We start from the raw sequence: 18,987 nt of genomic DNA, 5'->3' as shown, positions 1-18,987 counted from the left end.
TTTTTGAGATAGAAACTTAAAATCAGAGTTTAAAACCAGCTTCTTTTAAAAATTGATAGGAATCTTTGACTGCCTGATTAACCTCTGCCAGATCTGCAGGGCCGTCCTCTCTAAATTCTATTTCAATACTGAAAGGTGAATTATTCTCACTTTCTTTTAATAGCTTAAATAGCGGCTTAAAGTCAATATTTCCTCTGCCCAGAGCGGGAAAATTCCACTCTTTTTGAGCACCCGCCTTATCTTTTAAGTGCAGATGGCCAACTTTGTCCAGGGCAAACTTCAAATCAGCTTTTAAATCAAGGTTTTCTTCTCCATAAAAAATTGCATTGGCCGTATCATAATTGACTACAACTCGCTCAGAGTCAATCAGGTCAACAATTTTTTTAAGCTGCTTTCCCGTTCCATGTTTGCCGTGATTTTCAAGACCTAAAATCAGACCGTAATCTTCGAGGTAGGGAATTAAAGTTTTAATATTTTCCGCAGTCTTCTGATCAGAAAGCTCAGCCTGATCTTCAAGATGGGCCTCTCCAATTGAAGAAATTATATATTTACAACCAAAAAAATGGGCCAGCCTGATATTGGCAATAAAATCATCAAGGCGATTATTGTCCATTAGATTGGTGTGGCCGCTTAAAGAAATTGGAGTTAAGCCGGCCTCAATCAGCTGCTCTTCGACCTCATATAATTCATTTAAAGACATGGTAGGAAAAACATGTTCTGTCCAGCCCTTGGTAGCAGTAAGTTCAATGTAGTTAAAGCCAGCTGCTTTGATCCCTGAAATAGCATCTTTAAGTGAAAATCCGTGGTAGGTATTTGAGTTTACAGCGATTATTCTTTTCAAAATCACACCTCCTTTGAGCTCATTTATTTGCTGCTGCCATCTAAATACATCATTTCAGTTACATTATCATGGGAATAAATTTCGTTGACCGCCATCGCAGCAGCTCCAATCACAGCAATCTCGTCATTTTTTTGTGATAATTCGATTCTTAAGTCCTGTACAGCAAGTGAAGTAGAACGGCGCAGCACCTCCTCTTTGATTGCAGAAATTAGATGATTCCCGATTTTAGCAACCCCTCCCCCGATAATTATTAAAGATGGATTGTAGAAGTTAACCAGTCTAGAAGCAACCTGGCCAATTTTTTGACCGCTGTTTTTGACTATATTAATGGCAGCCAGGTCATTTCTGCGGACTGCCTCTCCTACATCTTTAGCTGTTAGATCTCCTTTTTTATTTAAAATCTTTAATAGAATTTCACTTTCTCGATTTTTAGCGGCTGCTTTTGCTTTTTTGGCAATTGCCGGTCCGGCTGCTACTATTTCCAGACAGCCCCGGTTGCCGCAGGGACATAATTCTTCCTCACCTTCGATTCCAATATGACCAATATCTCCAGCACAACCTTTAGAGCCGCGGTAAAGTTTATCTTCACAGATTATGCCGGCCCCAATTCCGGTTCCAATTTTGATAAAAATAAAGTTGGAAACATCCTGAGCCAGACCTGCGTGTTTTTCTCCTACTGCCATCACATTAACATCATTATCGATAAAAGCGGGACATTTATATTTTTCCTGTAAAATCTGTTTTAAGGGGCTTAAGTGCCAGCCGGGCATAATTGGTGGTGATACCGGCAGACCCTTAGAAAATTCAACCGGACCCGGAACCCCCATTCCAATCCCAAAAATCTTTTTTTGCTCAAGCTGATTTGACTCCAGAAGTTCTTTTATCAGCTGGTCAATTTTATTCATAACTTTTTTGGGCCCGCTGTTGACTAAAATATCACTGACCTTCATTTCAATAATTTCAGCATCTAGATTACAGAGCGCTACATTTAAGCCTGTTGCCCCGAGATCAATAGCTATAATATAACCATTGTTTTTGGCAAATTTAAGCAGCTGCCGGTTTCTCCCCACACTGCCGGCTTTATCAGTTTTTTCTTTTTCCTTTTTGATCAGACCCATTTCCAGCAGTTTTTTGGTGTGAACACTGACAGTCGATTTTGATAAACCGGTCTGTTTTACTATCTCAGTTCTCGAAAGTGGTCCGATCTCTTTGATGATTCTAAAAATTGCTGCTCCTGCTGCCGGACCGGACCAGCCAAAAATTTTTTTGCTGTCTTTTGCTTCCATAGTAATTCCCTTCTTTAGAGATAATATATTTAATAGTTTTTATTTTCTGAATATTTTATTTAAAAAAATATTTTTACTTCAATTTGATTATAATTAATATTTGTTCGAAAGTCAAACAAATTAGTTTTATTTTTGTTTAATTTCTTTTCTTAGAGGAAATTTAGTTTTTGTAGATAAATAATAAAGTAGTACTTTTAACTATCTCAACAGGGAGTGATTTTAATGAATGATTCTACAATTATGGCAATTTTAATTGACAAGAGAACTGATGCCGCTCCGGAAGTTCAGAAAATCCTGACAGAACACGGCTGTATAATTAAAACCAGATTGGGAATGCACGAAAGCAGCAACTGTGCTGATGAAGGAATGATTATTTTGGATATTACTGCTGATAATACTGAAGTTGAGGCACTGGAGGCAGAATTGAAGTCAATTGGTGGGGTAAATGTTAAGAGTATGGTACTTGATTTTGAGTAAATAAGATTACAGTTTTTTATTAGAGGGCTGCTCCCTAAATCAGTAAGCTAATTCTGATTTATAAGAGCAGCCTTAATTTATTATCTTTATTTTATTGACTATTTTACAGAATCTCTTAAAATTACTTTTGGGGTAAATATAATGTCTTCTTTAAAAGCTGAACTCTGATTATTTATACAGTCCAGGATTATTCTGGCGGCTTTTTCACCGGCCAGCTCTTTAGGGTGGGCAACAGAAGAAATAGATATATTGTCCAGCTTGACTAGATTAGAATCATCATAACCAATTAAAGAAACATCTGCCGGAACCTGATAACCCATTTTCTCTAAAATTGACTTAACTCTAACAGCAAATTGATCATTAACACAGAAAATCGCTGAAGGAGGATTAGTACAGCCCATTATTTCAGTCACAGCGTTTTTGAGCTGATTTTCAAATTCTGTCACATCTTCTAACTCAGTATGTGAACATTCTTTTACATGATCTAAATAAATTGGAAGTCCCTCTTCTTCTAATGCTTTTTTATAGCCCTTAAATCTATCAATTAAAGGTAGATGCACCTTACTATAAATCATAGCAATATTTTTATGACCTAAATCAATTAAAGCCTTTGTTGCTAAATAACCTCCATTAACATCATCCAGACCGACATAATGAAAATTTTTATTATCAAACTTACTATCAAGAATAACTACTGGAATTTCACTATTAACAAATCTTTCTAAGATGCCAATGTTAGGATAACTGATTGCACTATGGGCAGGCTCAATAATCAGACCATCTACATTCTTTTTTAAAAGCTCTTCCAGAATAGTTTTTTCACGCTCCTGATCACTTTGAGAACTGGAAAGGAGAATTTGATATCCCTTGTCATGCAGAACAGTTTCGATACCATTAAAGATATCTGAAAAAATATAGTCATGCACATTGAGACTAATAAAGCCAATTAATTTTGTCTCTTTTTTTGAACTCTTGTTTAAAAAAGTTCCTAAACCTGCTTTCCTGGATACCAGTCCCTCATTAAGCAGAATATCCATTGCTTTCCTAACTGTATGCCGACTAATATCGAATTCAGAAGCTAATTCATTTTCGGTAGGCAATTTATCTCCAGGTTTATAGACTCCTCTATTTATTCTCTCAATTATTGTATTTTTTAGTTTTAAATACTTGGGTAAATCATTTGCTGATGCCATACTAATCTCTCCTAAAATAGTCATTACTGGACTCAGTTAATTTAATTATTGATCCATTTTTATTAATACTACTTCATACTTTTCTATTACTTTTTTTACCTTTTTTTCTGTAAGTAAATTTATATATTCTGAATCTAAATCAATTCTAACAGCTTGATCACTATAGTTTAATAATAAATAGTAAATTTTATCACCGGAAAGAAGTTTTACTACTTCTACTTCTTCTGGAATCTCACCGAATTTATGATGATTAAGATCATCTTTAAGCTTCTTAATTACTTTTCTCACACCATCTTTATTAAAGAATGATCCATAATAGATAACTTTTCCGGCTCCATAACTATTTTCACTTATAGCTGTCTGTTTATTATAATATCTATTTGTATAATTTGCAATCGATTGAGCAGTATCAGGTTCTATGACCTCCACAAATTGTTCTGGTTTTAATAGCTCCTGATCGAATTTTATGCCCTGTTCATATTCCTTTTCTGGAATAACTGTAAAATCTCTGATACTTATTCCGGCTAGCTCTCTTATTTTACCGGGGAATTCCTGGCGGTAATAATGGTTGTTCTTATCCTTTATACCACTGCGGGCAGTAAAAACAAGAGTCCCGCTGGCTTTAGCAAAAGCCTTTAATTTAGCAAGCATCGAATCATCTATAATCATCATTCGGGGACAAAAAACCAGCTGATAATTATCAATCAGTTCGATATCACTAATAATATCAACACTAATATTTTCTGCTCTCAGCCCCTGATAAATCTCATTTTCGTCACTTTTAATATAGGTTTCAATTTGATCATTCATTTTATTATCGAAATCACTTAAAATAGCAACATCTGCCTGGGTTTCTGCTTCCAAAAATATGTCACCAAATTTATTTAGTTCTGCCGCAAGCTGCTTTACCTCTTTTAAGCGGCGGTTATCCTGATTGTCATAGTCTAAAATTCCATGCCAGAGTTCTTCTGCACCATAAGGACAGGTTCGCCAGCGGAAATGTAGGATGCCAAAAGCACCGTGAGCTATTGATTGATAGGACCAGAGGCGCAGCTGTCCTGGTTCTGGGGTTGGTAATAAATAATCAACCTGGCCACCAGGTCCCGAAGCCTGTTCCATGACAATAAATTTATTATCATAGCCTCTAACTCTAGATAAATTTCTACTCCATTTTTTCCCGTCACCAACTTTATTTCGCTCGCCAAAATGAGGATAGGAATCATAGGATAAGAAATCCAGGCCTTCTTTAATATATTTATCATAATCAATCACATTAAAGAGTCCGTTATGGGTAATAAACTTATCAGGTGTTACTTCTCTTAAAATTTCAGTCTGCAGATTTGAAAATTCGATAGTCATATCTGAGTAAAAACGCCTGTAATCTAAAAGCAGACTCGGGTTTTCTTTAGTTGGAGTTGGCTTTGGAACTGAAACCTGTTCCCAGTCTGTAAACTCAAGACTCCAAAAAACATTTCCCCAGGCTTTATTTAAAGCTTTAAGGCTTCCATATTTATTTTTCAACCACTTTCTAAAGGCCTCAGCATCAGAATCAGCATAACTTAGTTCAAGCCCACAGTTTAATTCATTGTCTATCTGCCAGCCAATAACGTTATCATAATCTTTAAATTCCTCAGCCATTTTTCTAACTATTCTTTTTGATAATTCTCTAAGTTTTTTAGAAGTGTGATTAACATGCTGACGTGAACCATGATGCATAACCTTGCGGTCATAAGTAACTGCCAGAGATTCAGGATACTTTTTGGTTAACCAGGCAGGCGGCGTAGCTGTAGGAGTTCCTAAGATTACTTTCAGACCATACTTTGAAGCTAACTCAACAGCTGAGATTAAAAAATCAAAGTTAAATACTCCCTCTTCCACTTCATATTTTGACCAGGCAAACTCGCCCATTCTAATAACATTTAATCCGGCTTCTTTAATTCTCTTCAGGTCATCTTCTATAATTTCATCTTCCCAGTGCTCTGGATAATAACAGACTCCGTACAAAAATTCTTCAATATTTTTTTTCACTAAACTCATCTCCCTCAAAAATTTAATTTATTGTTTTACCGCTCCCGCTGTAATACCCGAAATAAAATACTGCTGCATAAACATAAAGACAACAAATAATGGAATGATACTGATCACTGATCCCGCCATAATTAAATTATAGGGTGTATAAATTACTCCCTGAAGATTTGTTAAAACCACGGGAATAGTCTGCAGTTCTATATCCTGCAGGATTATTAAAGGCCAGACAAAGGCATTCCAGGAGTTCATAAAAAAGATAATACCTAAAGTTGCTAAAGCTGGTTTGACAATTGGAACAATTATTTTAAGAAATATATAAAAATCAGAGCCTCCATCAATTCTGGCTGCTTCAATCAGACTGTCTGGAATAGAAGTCATATACTGCCTCATAAAAAAGATACCAAAAGCATTTGCCAGACCGGGAACAATCAGGGGATAAAACGTATTGACCCAGCCGATCCTTTTAAATACCAAAAATAAAGGAATCATAATACTCTGCGGTGGAATTAGCATGGAAGCAATCAAGACTAAAAACAGTTGATTTTTAAATTTGAAATCAAATTTGGCAAAACCAAAACCGCCAAGAGTACAAAAGAATAGAGAACCGGTGGTGGCTGTGACTGCGATAAAAGTGCTGTTAAAAATATTTCTGGCAAAAGGGTACTCAGCAAAAAGCTGAAGATAATTACTAAAAGAAAAATTATCCGGAATAATAGTTGGAGGATAACTAAAGATTTCTCTAATATCTTTAAAGGAAGCACTTATCATCCAGATAAAAGGTAAAATTGTTATGATAACTGTTAGAGTTAAAATCAAATACATGATAAATTTATTTAACCGCTTCAACTTTTTACCTCCTTTTCATTTAAAAGTTTCATCTGCACCATTGATAAAATAAGTGTAATCAGAATAATTAAATAAGTGATACTGGATGCATAGCCAAATTTGAACCAGTTAAAACCTGTATTATATAAATGGACTACAGGAGTTAAGGTAGAATTAGCCGGCCCTCCACCTGTTAAAATAAAAACCTCAGTAAACATTCTAAAAGTTCCAATTGTTGAGAGGACAAGGGTAAATAATAAAACTGGTTTCATTAAGGGAACAGTGATTCTGAAAAAACTTTGAACTTTACTGGCTCCATCAATAATTGCCGCCTCATACATTTCCTCCGGAATAGACTGCAGTCCGGCCAGCAAAATAATTGTATTATAACCAAGCCACCTCCAGATCATTAACATATCAATACTTAATCTGGCTCCAAGGGGGGTTCCCAGCCAGTTAATTGATGAAATTCCAAGATAGGATAAAAACATATTTAAAAGTCCATAATTTTTATCCAGTAATAGTTGAAAAGTAAAGGCCACCGCTACTAAGGAGGTGATGTTGGGCAGATAAACAGCTGCTCTAAAAAATCCTCTCCCTTTAATATTACTATTTAAAAACACAGCCAGGACTAAAGCTAAAAATAACATTACAGGTACATATGTAAAAAAGAAAAACAGGGCGTTAAACATAGACTTCCAGACAAGATCATCCCTAAATAAATTGATGTAGTTAGCCAGGCCAACCCATTCCATTTCTCCAACACCATTCCATTTATTAAAACTTAAATAAAAAGAAAAAAGAATTGGATAAACCATAAAAGTTAAAAAAAGTATATAAAATGGTGAAGTAAAGATTAATCCACTTTTATTTTTTTTCATCATTTTAGCTCCTCAGTTAAGATAATAAATAATATAAATTAAGTCAGGACAGTTTACTTAGAATACTGTCCTGACTATAATAACTGCTTTTTAGTCGCGTCCAGTTTCTCTTCTAGTTTTTTCAGCAGCGTCTTTAAATTCCTCTTCAACCTCTGCTCCAAGTGCTATTTCTTCAAAAGCATTTGACACATAAGTTGCTGCTTCATCAAAATCAGTAGTGAAATAGAAAGGAGTTATATCTTCTGCCAGTTCTGCAAAAGTTTGTCGCTGTTTTTGCCCACCAAAATATGGATCCGGTTTTTCAAATAAGTCTGCCTCATAAGTTGAAGTTAAGGATGGGAATAAATCCTGACTTTCATACATTGCCAGCTGTGGTTCATTGCGAGTTAATGCATATTCGATAAATTTAAAAGCATTATCTACATTTTCAGCCTGATTGGTAATATATAAGGATGAACCACCATTATTTGCAGTCCTTACTCCTTCTTCCCAGGCAGGCAGAGGAACTACTCCCCAGACTCCATCATGTTCTGGTGCAATCCAGCCTTTTAAAAATCCTCCGAGCCAGGAACCGGATACCACAGTAGCAATTTCGCCTGTTTCAATAGCTGCATACCAGCCGGTAGTCCATTCGGCTGCATCAAGTGCCAGATCATCTTCCCACAGTTGGTTAATATATTTAGCAGTTTCAATTACCTGAGGGTGATCAATTAGAACCTCTCCAGTCTCATCAAAGTAGCCAAGATTCTGCTGCTGCAGCATATTTTGGAACATTCGATTATCATAATTTGATTTTCCATAAGCCAGCATATATGTTCCAGTTTCTGATTTGATTTTCTCTGCAACCTCATAATATTTTTCCCAGGTAGAGAGCATTTCAGCAACTGCTTCCGGATCTGATTCCAAACCTGCTTCTTCAAAGAGATCTCTGCGATAAAATAAGCCTACAGGGCCGATATCCCAGGGCATTCCATAATACTTACCATTCATTTCGATTGGATCCCATTTAAATTCCAAAAATTTACCATAATGCTCTTCCACTCTATCTGTAATATCAACAAATCCTCCAGTATCTAAAAACCTTGGAGCCCAAAAATCTTCCATCAAAACTACATCTGCAGCTCCAGTACCTGCATTTAATGATAATAATAAGTTCTGTTTCATTGTGGCATTTTCAGTCTTTTTAAGTTCAACTTTGATACCAGTTTCCTCTTCAAAAGCTGGTATTATTTCAGCCAGACCGTCAGCAGCAATACTCCAGGCCTCAACAGTCACAACTTCCTGGGCCATCACAGTAAAATTAAGACTTAAAACTAAAAGAACAGCAATTATAAATGTCATCTTTCTCATTATTAATATCCTCCTTAAATTTTTTTGGAATGCAAAAATAAATTTAGTAACCCCCCCTTATATATATAAAATAATTGTTATAAATATAATTGTACTATTGTACGTACAAATAACACTATTATTAATATTCACCATCGATAAAATAAATCCTTTATTTTTAAAAATATTTTTAATTTTTATATTATTGTTCTGCCCAGGGCTGCTGTCTGGACTCTACAGTTCGATTTTTATCGATTGATTCTTTAATTAATAGAGAAAGATAATGATCCTGAGCAGCCTCTGCAAAACTATAAAATCTTTTTCCGCCTTCAACAAAAGAACTCATTTTTTTTAAACAACTGGCAATTGCTATCTCATCATCAGTTATTCTTCCAGGTATAAAAGGGTTTTTATAAATCCAATCTTTTCCTGCCAGTATCCCTTTTAAATAATAACCTTCTAAATTACCATCTTCGCCAGCGTTCATTCTTTTTAAATCAAATTCAACTGGTGTTTTAAAATCTTTTAAATATTTAACTCTCTTATTATTAATTTCTCCTCTTTCTCCCCTGATCAATAACCGCAAATCACGAATCCAAGAAAAATACTGATCATCACTAAAATCATATAAGGCCATTTTATCGCCAAAATCAAGGGTGGCTATAGTTTGCTCAGAAATTTTCTCTTGCTTAATTTCTGGATTTCCCTCAAAATCCGGGCCAGCAATCAGTGGAGTTTCAAATTTTTGAGCTGAAATTTTAACATTTTCAAATTTAATCCCTAAAAATTTCCTGATTAAACTTATAGCATGATAGTCATGACAGACTGAAATTTGGACCTGGTTAATCTGATCTCCCAGCAGACCTGAATCAACAATTCCAATCCTGACAGCATGCAGAGGCTGCAGATGATACTGTTCTGCTACCTGATATCTGGCTTCATATTCTTGCAGTAAGTTATATAACTCAATTAATCCCTCTAAATCAGGTGCCGGTGGAGTTTCTGATAAAATTGCTATCTTCCTTTTAGCCAATTCGATACTTATTTTCGGGGCAGCAGACCAGGAAACCGCAACCACTACAAAATCTGGGCTTTTTTCTTTTAACAGCTGATCAATATTTCGGTAAGTGCTTACTCCCCACTTATTTTCAATAATCTGTCCTTTGCTTTCATCCCTGACTACCATTCCACAAACCTTAAATTGAGCCGGTAAAGCTCTGGCAATTCTTAAATAAAATTTGCTCCGCCAGCCTCCACCAACAATAGCAAAATCAATCTGGCTCATATTAATTCTCCTCTTTTCTTATTTAATTGTACGTACAATTACTCTATTATATATTAGTCATCATAGAATAAATTCCTTTATTTTTTCCTAAAATATTTTAAAAATTATGAAAAAAATCAGAGTCCAGATATTAATAACAACAATGCTCCCTAAAATGAAGTTGTTTAGCACTCTTCACTCAGGGAGCATTTTTCCATTTAATATACAATATTTTATCTAAAGTGCATGGTCTGCAGCCATGTTTTCTCCAGACCAGATTTTTTTAGCAGACCAGGCTTCTGCTGGAGCTGACCAGAATTCTGAATTCTCAGGAAGGCCCAGAGCTAAAAAGACCTCAGTGGCCAGATAAAGACTGCCTGTATTAATATAGTGTTCACCTAAATCAGGCTGTTTACCATAAAGACCAATATTAAGCCAGCCATTTTGATCAAAGACATTATCTGTAGACATCACTTTTTTGATTACTGCAGTCAGAGCTGTTCTCACCTGTGCCTGATTTAAAGATTCAGGAAGTTCCTTATTTAGAGCCAGCTGTGATAATAACTGAAAGACTCCAAATCTGTAGGTAATAGAGCGGCCGAGCGGTGGATAACTGCCGTCAGCGGCAATCATTTTTTCTAAAATTTCCCCATAACGCCTGGCTCTGCTTAAAACTTCTGCTTCCAGCTCAGCAATTTCTGCATTCTTATCCTTCATCACCCTGATGATATCGAGCAGCATCGGCTGAATCACAAAACTGTTATAATAATCAAAGTGAAATTCCGGACCATCACCATAGACCCCATCCCCGAGATACCATTCCTGATGTTTTCTTACTGCATAATCTATTCGAACTGAATCATAATCTTCTCCCATAAAAGCCAGTGCTGTTTCTACCATCGCCGAAAAAAGAAGCCAGTTACAGTAATATGGTTTAATCTGGCGGCTGCTTTTTAAAGCTGTCACAAGATTTTCCTTAGTTTCAGAATCAAGTTTTTGCCAGAGTTCCTCAGGGGCTCTGATTATCGCCTGAGCCAGAAAAGCTGTATCAACTAGAGGCTGTCTGATTTGATCACTAAAAATCATATAATCTTTTGATTCCGGATCAACAGCATTTTTGATTGATTTTCTTGCAAGGTCACTATAATTTTCTAAATCTTTCTTTTCCTGCTGGTTTAAATCAATATTTTTAGAATTAAGTTCAAGCCAGGGAGCAATACCGCTTAAAGTGCGGCCAAAGGCTTCCAGATAGCTAAATTTAACTCTTTCAGTTTCACCTTCAACCGGCATCTTAACTTTCAATTTCTGCTGGCTTAAGTTTTCTAAAACTGGATCAATAATTTTGAGCATCGTTTTCAACCAGAACTTTCGATCTGTCATAAAAATCCCCTTATTTAAAATATTTACTCTAATTATAACAAAACTAAGAATATCTTTTAATACCAGATTTATTAAAAGATAGGTTAGTAATTTAATAATAACTTTATATCATAAGAGTTAGCAAATCATTAAGGTCAGCAGTTGCTAATGCTATAACAGTATCTGCAGCACCATAATAGATTTTAACTTCCTCATTGTCTTCTAATATCATTCCACAGGGAAAAATAACATTGTTTCTAAAACCATTTTTTATCTCATAATCTACTTCAGGAACCATCAGAGGTTTATCTAAAATACTTATTACTTTAGAAGGATCCTCCAGATCCAAAAGCATTAAACCGACAGTATATCGCTTTTTCCAGTTATCTTCCCAGCCATTCTTCCCTCTCCTGGCGTCATAATCAACTACATGGAATGTGGTTAACCAGCCTTTTTCAGTCTTAATCGGGGGAGCCGCCGGCCCGATTTTGCTATTACAGTAAGGTACTTCATCACTACCAAGTAATAAGCTCGAATTACCCCAGTATACTAAATCCGGTGATTCTGAAATCCAGATATCAAAAGCTTCTTCTTCCTTTTTACCGTATACAGGAAAAGGCCTTTCCAGACGCAAATATTTATTGTTTATTTTCTCGGGAAACAGTACCATATTGCGATTATCTGGGACAGACATACTTAAAACCTCAAAATTCTTAAAATCTTCAGTTACAGCTATACCTCCCCTAATTCCATGTAATGTATCCACTGCAAACGAAAGATAAAACAGGTCATCTATAGGAGTAATTCTTGGATCATAAACCCTGGTAATTTCATCATTCTTTAGACTAAAACAGGGATCAGGCATAACTTCCCAGTCAATTCCATTTTCACTAAAAGCCAGGCCAAGATTAGTACCATCAAAAATTTCTCCATCAAATTTTCCGTAGTCATTTCGAAATACCATTACATAGCCTTCTTTATACTTAGCTACACCAGGATTAAATAATAAAGTCGCTTCATAGGGGACCTGCTCAGCTGTCAAAATGGGATTTTTCCCATCTCGTTTTATCAGTGGTAATGTATTATATTGTTTATTTAGTTTCATTCAAATTGCCTCCAATATTTTAAAGTCATTTTTTTCAATTCTTATTCAGCTTTTAAAACCTCTAAATCACCTTCGAACTCTCCCCCAGGAATTTGAATATTTAGAATACCACCTTTAATAGCCTCATGTTTGATCAATTTACCATTCCAGAGAACATTATATTCATTACTTGAATTAAGCGAAACGGTAATATTTACACCATCATTATTACCAAATATTCTGAGCCTGGCTTCCAGAGAACTATTATCATTTTTAAATTCCTGATTAATAACCCAGGTATCAAAACCTACAGTCAATTTCCCTGCTGTGAAATAAGCAGCAAACCAGCTCATGACCGGGGTAGATAGCCCGCTGAAATGATGCCAGCCTGCCCCCCTTTTTGACTGCAGCAGAAAGTGTTCAAAACATGAATATGATTTATCTACTTCGTTCTGCCAGAGTTCAAGACCGGTAATAGCAATTTTATAGGCTAGGTCAGCTCTATTTAAATCAAGAAGAGTTTTCCAGATAAACCACTGGTGTGGCATCCAGACTGACCCGTTCCAATAGCCATCGTTTTTGTAATAAGGAGCGGTTTTATCTACTGTAGAAATTCCAATCTCTGTCCACATTCTTTCTTTAGAAAACAACTTATCGATTAATCTTTTTTCTTGATCCTGATTACAGATTCCAGCAACCAGTGGTGATACTCCATCAAGTCCCATATTATAATTTTTACCGGTATTATCTTTTAAAATATTCTTTGGCTTACCATTTTGATCATGAAGCACATATGAAAAATAACCGGATTCTTCATCCCAGGAGTGTTTTTGTAGAGCCTTAGTAAAAGTATCGATATCCTGATCAAATTCTTCTATATCTGATTTCAGACCGAGCTCCCAGGCAGCCATTTTTAATATTTTAGCAGTTCTTATTGCCTGAGCAGTATTTATTACAGGAGTCACTCTGTCTTCCAGATTCTGATCATGGACATAGACCTGGGCTGGATAATCATCCCAACCTCCAGAATTATAGAAATAATCCCAGGTTTTTAAAAGATTTGATTTTAAGTTTCTGGTAGTTGAACTACCCAGCCTACCGGCTAAAAACTGATGATATTGTTTTAAACGTGGATAAAAATACTCTAAAAATTCTTTAGACTGTAATCTGTTCCAGAGTTCTAAAAACAAATAAATTTGTACAGGAACCGGACTGCCGTGATGGATAAAAGCTGAGTGTTGATCACCCGGTTCAGTCAGATAGGCATTGAGGCATTCAATCGCCCGATCCTCATCAAGTTCGCTTAGACCGAGACCAATAAAACCAGAATCCCAGGTATATAATGAATCCCACCAGCGCCCTGGAGGATAATGTTTGATATACCCTTTTCTAATATAAGTTGGATAAACCACATTTGTCAATGTAGTAGCAGCCATCTTCTGTTGACTAAATTTATACTTATCACCTTCCAATTTCTGATTAAATTCAAAAGCATCTTCCCGAGCATTATTGTAGAGCTCATCCATATTTTCTTTATCTGATTTAAAGTGGCTAAGCTTACTTTCAACCTCCTGGCGGCTTCCATTACACACCATCCCATATATTAGCTGGCTCGAATTAGCTTCTATGGTTATTGGGCGCAAAAAGACATTTGTATAGTGCATTCCTGGCTTTCCATTTTCATCATCTACTAACTTTTTTGAAACATGATCATGAACCATTCTTTTCATAAAAGAATCCAAATTATTGCTTTCAAATTCTCTAATTTCAAAATCATTATAAAACCATTTTATTCCATAGTACTGATCAATATCTTCATATTTTAATATAAGAGAATTATCTCTTAATTTTTCTAACACTTCGGGAACTGGATTGTGTTCTTCTGCAGTAAAACTAACTTTATTCTTATCTTTTAAAGCTGTTACTAAAAAGCCATCAATTTTTATTTCAGCTCCACCGTTGTTAGATATTAATTTGATTTTGTGTTCGCCCGTAGGTAGATTGCCAAGCTGAATCATTTTAATTCCTACATTCTCAGCACTTGGAAACTCTATTTCTTTATCAATTATACCTTCTAAATTAAAAGAAAGTGCCTGCTCAGATTTATTTTGATATCTAATTAACAAAACAGCATCATCAATATCTTTTTCTAATTTTAACTCATAATTTACTCTATCATCCTTATCTTTGCCAAAATCACGCCCCAAACCTGTACCCTCAAAAAACTCTGGCTCATGGACTTCGCCCCTTAATAAACCATCAGGCATTAGATTGTCCTGTGGGCTTGGATTCGAGTATTTTAGCTCAGTATATTCTAAAGCATTTATCCAGACTGAATCAGCTGCAGCATTTATTTTTAATAATCTTTTTTTGGGTAAGTTGATATATCCCATAAAATGCATTACAATATTCTGAATCGAGTCTGTGTGATTAACACAATTACATCTAATCAATCTCGAATGATCATCAATTTCTGAATAAGAAATATCACAGTAAAGCTTATCTTTCCATTCCAGTTGATGGCGATTAGAATAATACTTTAAATCAGAGGCAGCTTCCCAGGGATGATAATCAGATTCCCAACTTACATTCGGAATTTTAACTTTTCTTCTGTAATAACCAGGGAAAACACTGAGATCAAAGCGAATCCCCCGCTTTTGATCGGCTATATGTGAGATACCCAAATATTTTTTTGTATAGGGTCCCCAAGTTGGCAGCTGCAGATCATAACTATTTTTTAACTTATCAATATTCATAATTATCACATCCTGATGTTTTTTACTATAGTCATTATATAATGTTAAGTGCTTAATTAAAAACCCTGTTCTTTTAACAATTTAAGAACAGGGCTTTCCAAGGAAGAAACAATTTATTCTTTATTCTCAGTAATTATCAAAAGTATTATTCTTTTAAAATGTTCCCTCAACATCCATAGTTTCAGCTTCTATATTTTCTTTAACAAAAGTAGAATTTTCAATTTTTTTATCCAGCTTTTCCTTAAATAAATTCTCATCAAGCGGCAGTTCAACCCAATCATCTGTCCAGGCAGAAAGGTGCATTGCATTAGAAATTGTTAAACCTTTGATTCCTTCTTCACCAGGAGCAATAAGTTCTGCCCCATTTAAAATTGCATCAATCCAGTTATTTAAAATCCCTAAATGCTCAGGATTATCTCCTGCAAGCGGTATTTTGCATTCCCAGCATTCTGGACTGCCAAATCCACCTTTAAAGTCATGATTAAATTCTCTCTCTGGAGTTCTTAGCCTCTTAAAATGAATCTCATTATTTTCAACAATTATCTTACCCTTATTCCCGCTAATCTCAAGCCTATTAGTTTCCGGGGCAATTCCGGTTGAAGTTACAAAAACACCTGTAGCTCCATTTTCATATTCTACATAAGCTGTAACATCATCTTCTACTTCTATATTATGATATTTACCGTTTTCAGCAAAGGCTCTAACTTTTTTCGGCATTCCACAGATCCACTGCCATAAATCAAGCTGATGTGGATCCTGATTTAATAAAACTCCACCACCTTCGCCTTCCCAGGTTGCCCGCCAGCCGCCATTGTTATAATAACTTTGAGGACGGTACCAGTCGATAATCCAGTTTGTTCTTTTAATTTCTCCCAGCTCACCCGAATCAATTAGTTCTTTAAGCTTCTGATAAATAGCTCTGGTTCGCTGATTATACATAATCCCAAAAACTTTATCTGTTTTTTGAGCAGTTTCGTTCATTTCTCGGACTGCTTTGGTATAAACTCCAGCTGGTTTTTCAATTAAAACATGGAGTTCATTTTTAAATGCCTCAACAGCCAGGGGAGGATGGTCATAATGGGGAGTAGCTATCAATACAGCCTCAATATCTGCCTCCTGGTAAAATCTTTGGGGATTAGTAAAGTACTCAATTTCTGAATCAAGATTATTCTTAGCCCATTTGATTCTGGCTGAATCAATATCACAGACAGCGGTTAATTTTGCATTTTTAACTTTATCTTTTACTATAGAGTTAGCATGGCTGCTGCCCATATTTCCAATACCAATAATTCCAATCTTAATTTCTATCATCTGCTAGCTAATCCTCCTCAACTTCTTTCTTGATCTCTTCCATTAACTGCATAAATCTTTTTCCATATTCCAGGTAAGTATTATACCTGGCATCATCCTGATTATTATCGCGCTCTTCATGATAAACAGCATCCATATGAGGTTCAATGGAAAAACCACCATCATAACCATCTGCCAGCAGATCCTTAACTATTTTTTTCACCTCACCATTACCATCTCCTGGATAACAGTAATCCATCTCTGGAAAAATACTATCTGTTTCTTTTACAAAAGTTCCATCTTTAATATGTACATAAGCAATTTCATCTTTTAATTGCTGATAGGCTTCCCAGCTTGTCTGTTTTCCATATGGAGGTTCCCCTATTCTATTATCAGCCATCAAAGGATTTCCAGTATCAAAAACAATTTTAAAATTAGGGGAATCAATTTTAGAAATTAATTTATCCATTTTCTCATAGGACTGAGAAAAGTAATTCATACAATTTTCATGTAAGTAAATAATTCCAGCATCCTCGCACATTTTAACCATTTTTTTTAAGTTATCAATAATTTTGTCTTCCAATTCAGGATTATCTGGAGAGAGTTCTTTCGGAATTCCATAACTCATGCCTCGAATCATTTTGGTACCCAGTCTCTGCATTCTGGGGATAGCTCGCTTAAGTTCTTCCATACTTTTTTTAAAAGATTCTTCATCTCTGGGATCTTTTCCCCAATTGGCAACTGCACTGCCAAAACAATTAACTTTAATTCCAGCCTCATTCAATTTTTCAGCTACCTCTTCAAATTTTTCATCACTAATATCGGTAAGATTTGTACCATCAATATTGCGGGATTCTATATATTCCCAGCCCAATTCCTTAGTAACTTGTATCTGCTTTTCTATCGAATCTGCCGCCTCATCAGCAAAGCCTGTATAATACATTTAATTCACCCTCATTATATATTAGTCATTTTTGACTTTTCTTTAATTTATTATAACTAGCTAAGTAAATCTCTCGATCTCTAATAACACAGCCTGAATTTCTACCAGCCGCTTTTAATTTTGCACACTTACTACAGGTAAGACAAACTTTATCAGGATCTAGTTTGTTTTTTTGAATTATATCCCTTGCAAAATCTGGATAGGCAAAGGCTAATCTTCCAAACCCCGCCACAGTAATCCACCCCTTTTCAATCATAGCTGCAATTACATCTGGTGCTAACTGTCTGAACCAACTGAAGCCAGTTCCAATTACTATCCCAGAAAAATTTTCTTGGGTAAATCTATTTAATTTCATTAAACGAACTATACCATTTATGGGTGATTCTGGTGGATTATATTTTCCTCTCTCAGAAGGTCTATTTATATGCGGTTTTAAATAAGGGGTACTTGCAGTAACATTAATTATCTCTACTCCAAGCTGATCGAGCTCGTTTAATAGTTTTTGAGAGTCACTTAATTTTTCTCTTCCCCTGCTGTCTGTCGACCAGCCATTTGGATAGGGAATGGCATCATAAATATTTAACCTTACCGCAAGGTCAATATCAACATTTTCGTTAATTAATTTAATAACATCCTTAAGAAACCTTGCTCGATTCTGATAGCTGCCTCCATATTTACCCTTTCTTTTATGAGCAGCCAGTAGTTCTGAAATTAAATAACGGTGACAGCTCTTAATATCTACAGCATCAAAACCAGCTTTTTTGGCCAGTCTGGCAGCCTTTAAATAATAACTCTTTATTTTATCTAATTCAGGATCTTTTAATTTATGAAAACCCTGTTTAATATATGCAGTACTATCAAGATACTCATCTCTGAATATAATATTTTTATTTTCTCCAAAACGGCCGGAATGGGTTAATTGAGCAATTAAATATGGATTTCTTTCAGCTTTTTTTGCCTCCGCTTTAATTGATTTATTTAAGTCTTTAAAATCAACTACAGTGTCTTCATTTAAAAATAACTGTTTTTTGTTTGCTCTACCATTTTTATTTACAGCAATTGCCTCCATCCAGATTAAACCAGCACCACCAGCTGCAAATCTTAGATATCTTCTTTTGGTTAAAATTCCAGGTGAACCATCTGGATTGGCATCTGCACCTTCCATTGGATGAATAGCCAGCCGGTTATCAATTTTTCTACCCTTGATTTCATAGCTCTGCTTTAAAGAATTATAATTTCCAGTTAATTTAATTTTAAAGTCATTATTTTTTAATAAACTTTCTAATTTATCAGACGAATTATAATCTATTTTTAAATTCATTTTAAACTCCTCAAGTAAATTTAAGAAAAAACATTAAATAAAAGGGCCAGTCATTTAATTATATTAAATTCCCAGCCACAGATTTTCATAATATATCTCTATTTTCCTAA

At 35.3% G+C, this 18,987-nt stretch carries 15 protein-coding genes; 1 reads left to right on the top strand and 14 read right to left on the bottom strand.

Translation table 11 applies throughout. The features are described from left to right. Positions 1-22 precede the first annotated feature (22 nt). Both C8C76_RS04965 and C8C76_RS04960 read right to left on the bottom strand, forming a co-directional pair. A complete protein-coding gene (locus C8C76_RS04965; protein WP_375135257.1) occupies positions 23-847 on the bottom strand; it encodes a sugar phosphate isomerase/epimerase family protein in 825 nt (274 codons plus the stop codon). A 17-nt stretch (positions 848-864) separates the two neighbouring features. Continuing rightward, positions 865-2,127, bottom strand: a complete 1,263-nt coding sequence (locus C8C76_RS04960) for an ROK family transcriptional regulator (RefSeq protein WP_108139217.1) — start codon at positions 2,125-2,127, stop codon at positions 865-867. Between the two features lie 222 nt (positions 2,128-2,349). Between C8C76_RS04960 and C8C76_RS04955 the strand changes: the two genes are divergently transcribed. After that, entirely contained in the window at positions 2,350-2,604 is a 255-nt protein-coding gene (locus C8C76_RS04955; RefSeq protein ID WP_108139215.1) for a hypothetical protein, read from the top strand. 98 nt (positions 2,605-2,702) lie between these two features. On the opposite strand, the gene C8C76_RS04950 is transcribed toward C8C76_RS04955, so the two are convergent. From C8C76_RS04950 to C8C76_RS04895, 12 genes are all read right to left on the bottom strand, one after another. Further along, positions 2,703-3,797, bottom strand: a complete 1,095-nt coding sequence (locus C8C76_RS04950) for a GntR family transcriptional regulator (protein WP_166637144.1) — start codon at positions 3,795-3,797, stop codon at positions 2,703-2,705. 45 nt (positions 3,798-3,842) lie between these two features. Then, the gene (locus C8C76_RS04945; protein ID WP_166637145.1) at positions 3,843-5,825 is read right to left on the bottom strand and encodes a beta-galactosidase; all 1,983 of its coding nucleotides are present in this window, start codon (positions 5,823-5,825) and stop codon (positions 3,843-3,845) included. 27 nt (positions 5,826-5,852) lie between these two features. Next, positions 5,853-6,671, bottom strand: coding sequence for a carbohydrate ABC transporter permease (locus C8C76_RS04940; RefSeq protein WP_108139209.1), 819 nt, complete (start codon positions 6,669-6,671; stop codon positions 5,853-5,855). Next, complete coding sequence (locus C8C76_RS04935; protein WP_208108977.1) at positions 6,668-7,531, bottom strand: carbohydrate ABC transporter permease; 864 nt, start codon at positions 7,529-7,531, stop codon at positions 6,668-6,670. The genes C8C76_RS04940 and C8C76_RS04935 overlap by 4 nt, the downstream gene beginning before the upstream one ends. Before the next feature lie 90 nt (positions 7,532-7,621). After that, on the bottom strand, positions 7,622-8,881 hold the full coding sequence (locus C8C76_RS04930; RefSeq protein ID WP_108139205.1) for an ABC transporter substrate-binding protein: 1,260 nt from the start codon (positions 8,879-8,881) through the stop codon (positions 7,622-7,624). Positions 8,882-9,062: 181 nt separating this feature from the next. After that, entirely contained in the window at positions 9,063-10,145 is a 1,083-nt protein-coding gene (locus C8C76_RS04925) for a Gfo/Idh/MocA family protein (RefSeq protein ID WP_108139203.1), read from the bottom strand. A 216-nt stretch (positions 10,146-10,361) separates the two neighbouring features. Next, on the bottom strand, positions 10,362-11,504 hold the full coding sequence (locus C8C76_RS04920) for a DUF2264 domain-containing protein (protein ID WP_108139201.1): 1,143 nt from the start codon (positions 11,502-11,504) through the stop codon (positions 10,362-10,364). 103 nt (positions 11,505-11,607) lie between these two features. Continuing rightward, the gene (locus C8C76_RS04915) at positions 11,608-12,588 is read right to left on the bottom strand and encodes a glycoside hydrolase family 130 protein (protein WP_108139199.1); all 981 of its coding nucleotides are present in this window, start codon (positions 12,586-12,588) and stop codon (positions 11,608-11,610) included. Positions 12,589-12,629: 41 nt separating this feature from the next. Continuing rightward, positions 12,630-15,323, bottom strand: a complete 2,694-nt coding sequence (locus C8C76_RS04910; RefSeq protein ID WP_108139197.1) for an MGH1-like glycoside hydrolase domain-containing protein — start codon at positions 15,321-15,323, stop codon at positions 12,630-12,632. A 153-nt stretch (positions 15,324-15,476) separates the two neighbouring features. After that, on the bottom strand, positions 15,477-16,634 hold the full coding sequence (locus tag C8C76_RS04905; RefSeq protein ID WP_108139195.1) for a Gfo/Idh/MocA family protein: 1,158 nt from the start codon (positions 16,632-16,634) through the stop codon (positions 15,477-15,479). 7 nt (positions 16,635-16,641) lie between these two features. Continuing rightward, positions 16,642-17,556, bottom strand: coding sequence for a sugar phosphate isomerase/epimerase family protein (locus C8C76_RS04900; RefSeq protein ID WP_108139193.1), 915 nt, complete (start codon positions 17,554-17,556; stop codon positions 16,642-16,644). 25 nt (positions 17,557-17,581) lie between these two features. Beyond that, positions 17,582-18,877: an oxidoreductase gene (locus C8C76_RS04895; protein WP_108139191.1), complete on the bottom strand. Its 1,296-nt coding sequence runs from the start codon at positions 18,875-18,877 to the stop codon at positions 17,582-17,584. Positions 18,878-18,987: the final 110 nt, after the last annotated feature.

Origin of the sequence: Halanaerobium saccharolyticum (genome assembly GCF_003053565.1) — a bacterium.
In the GTDB taxonomy this organism is placed as follows: Bacteria; Bacillota; Halanaerobiia; order Halanaerobiales; family Halanaerobiaceae; genus Halanaerobium; species Halanaerobium saccharolyticum_B.
The sequence above is the reverse complement of the archived record's forward strand: the minus strand, read 5'-3'. Positions and strand labels throughout refer to the sequence as shown.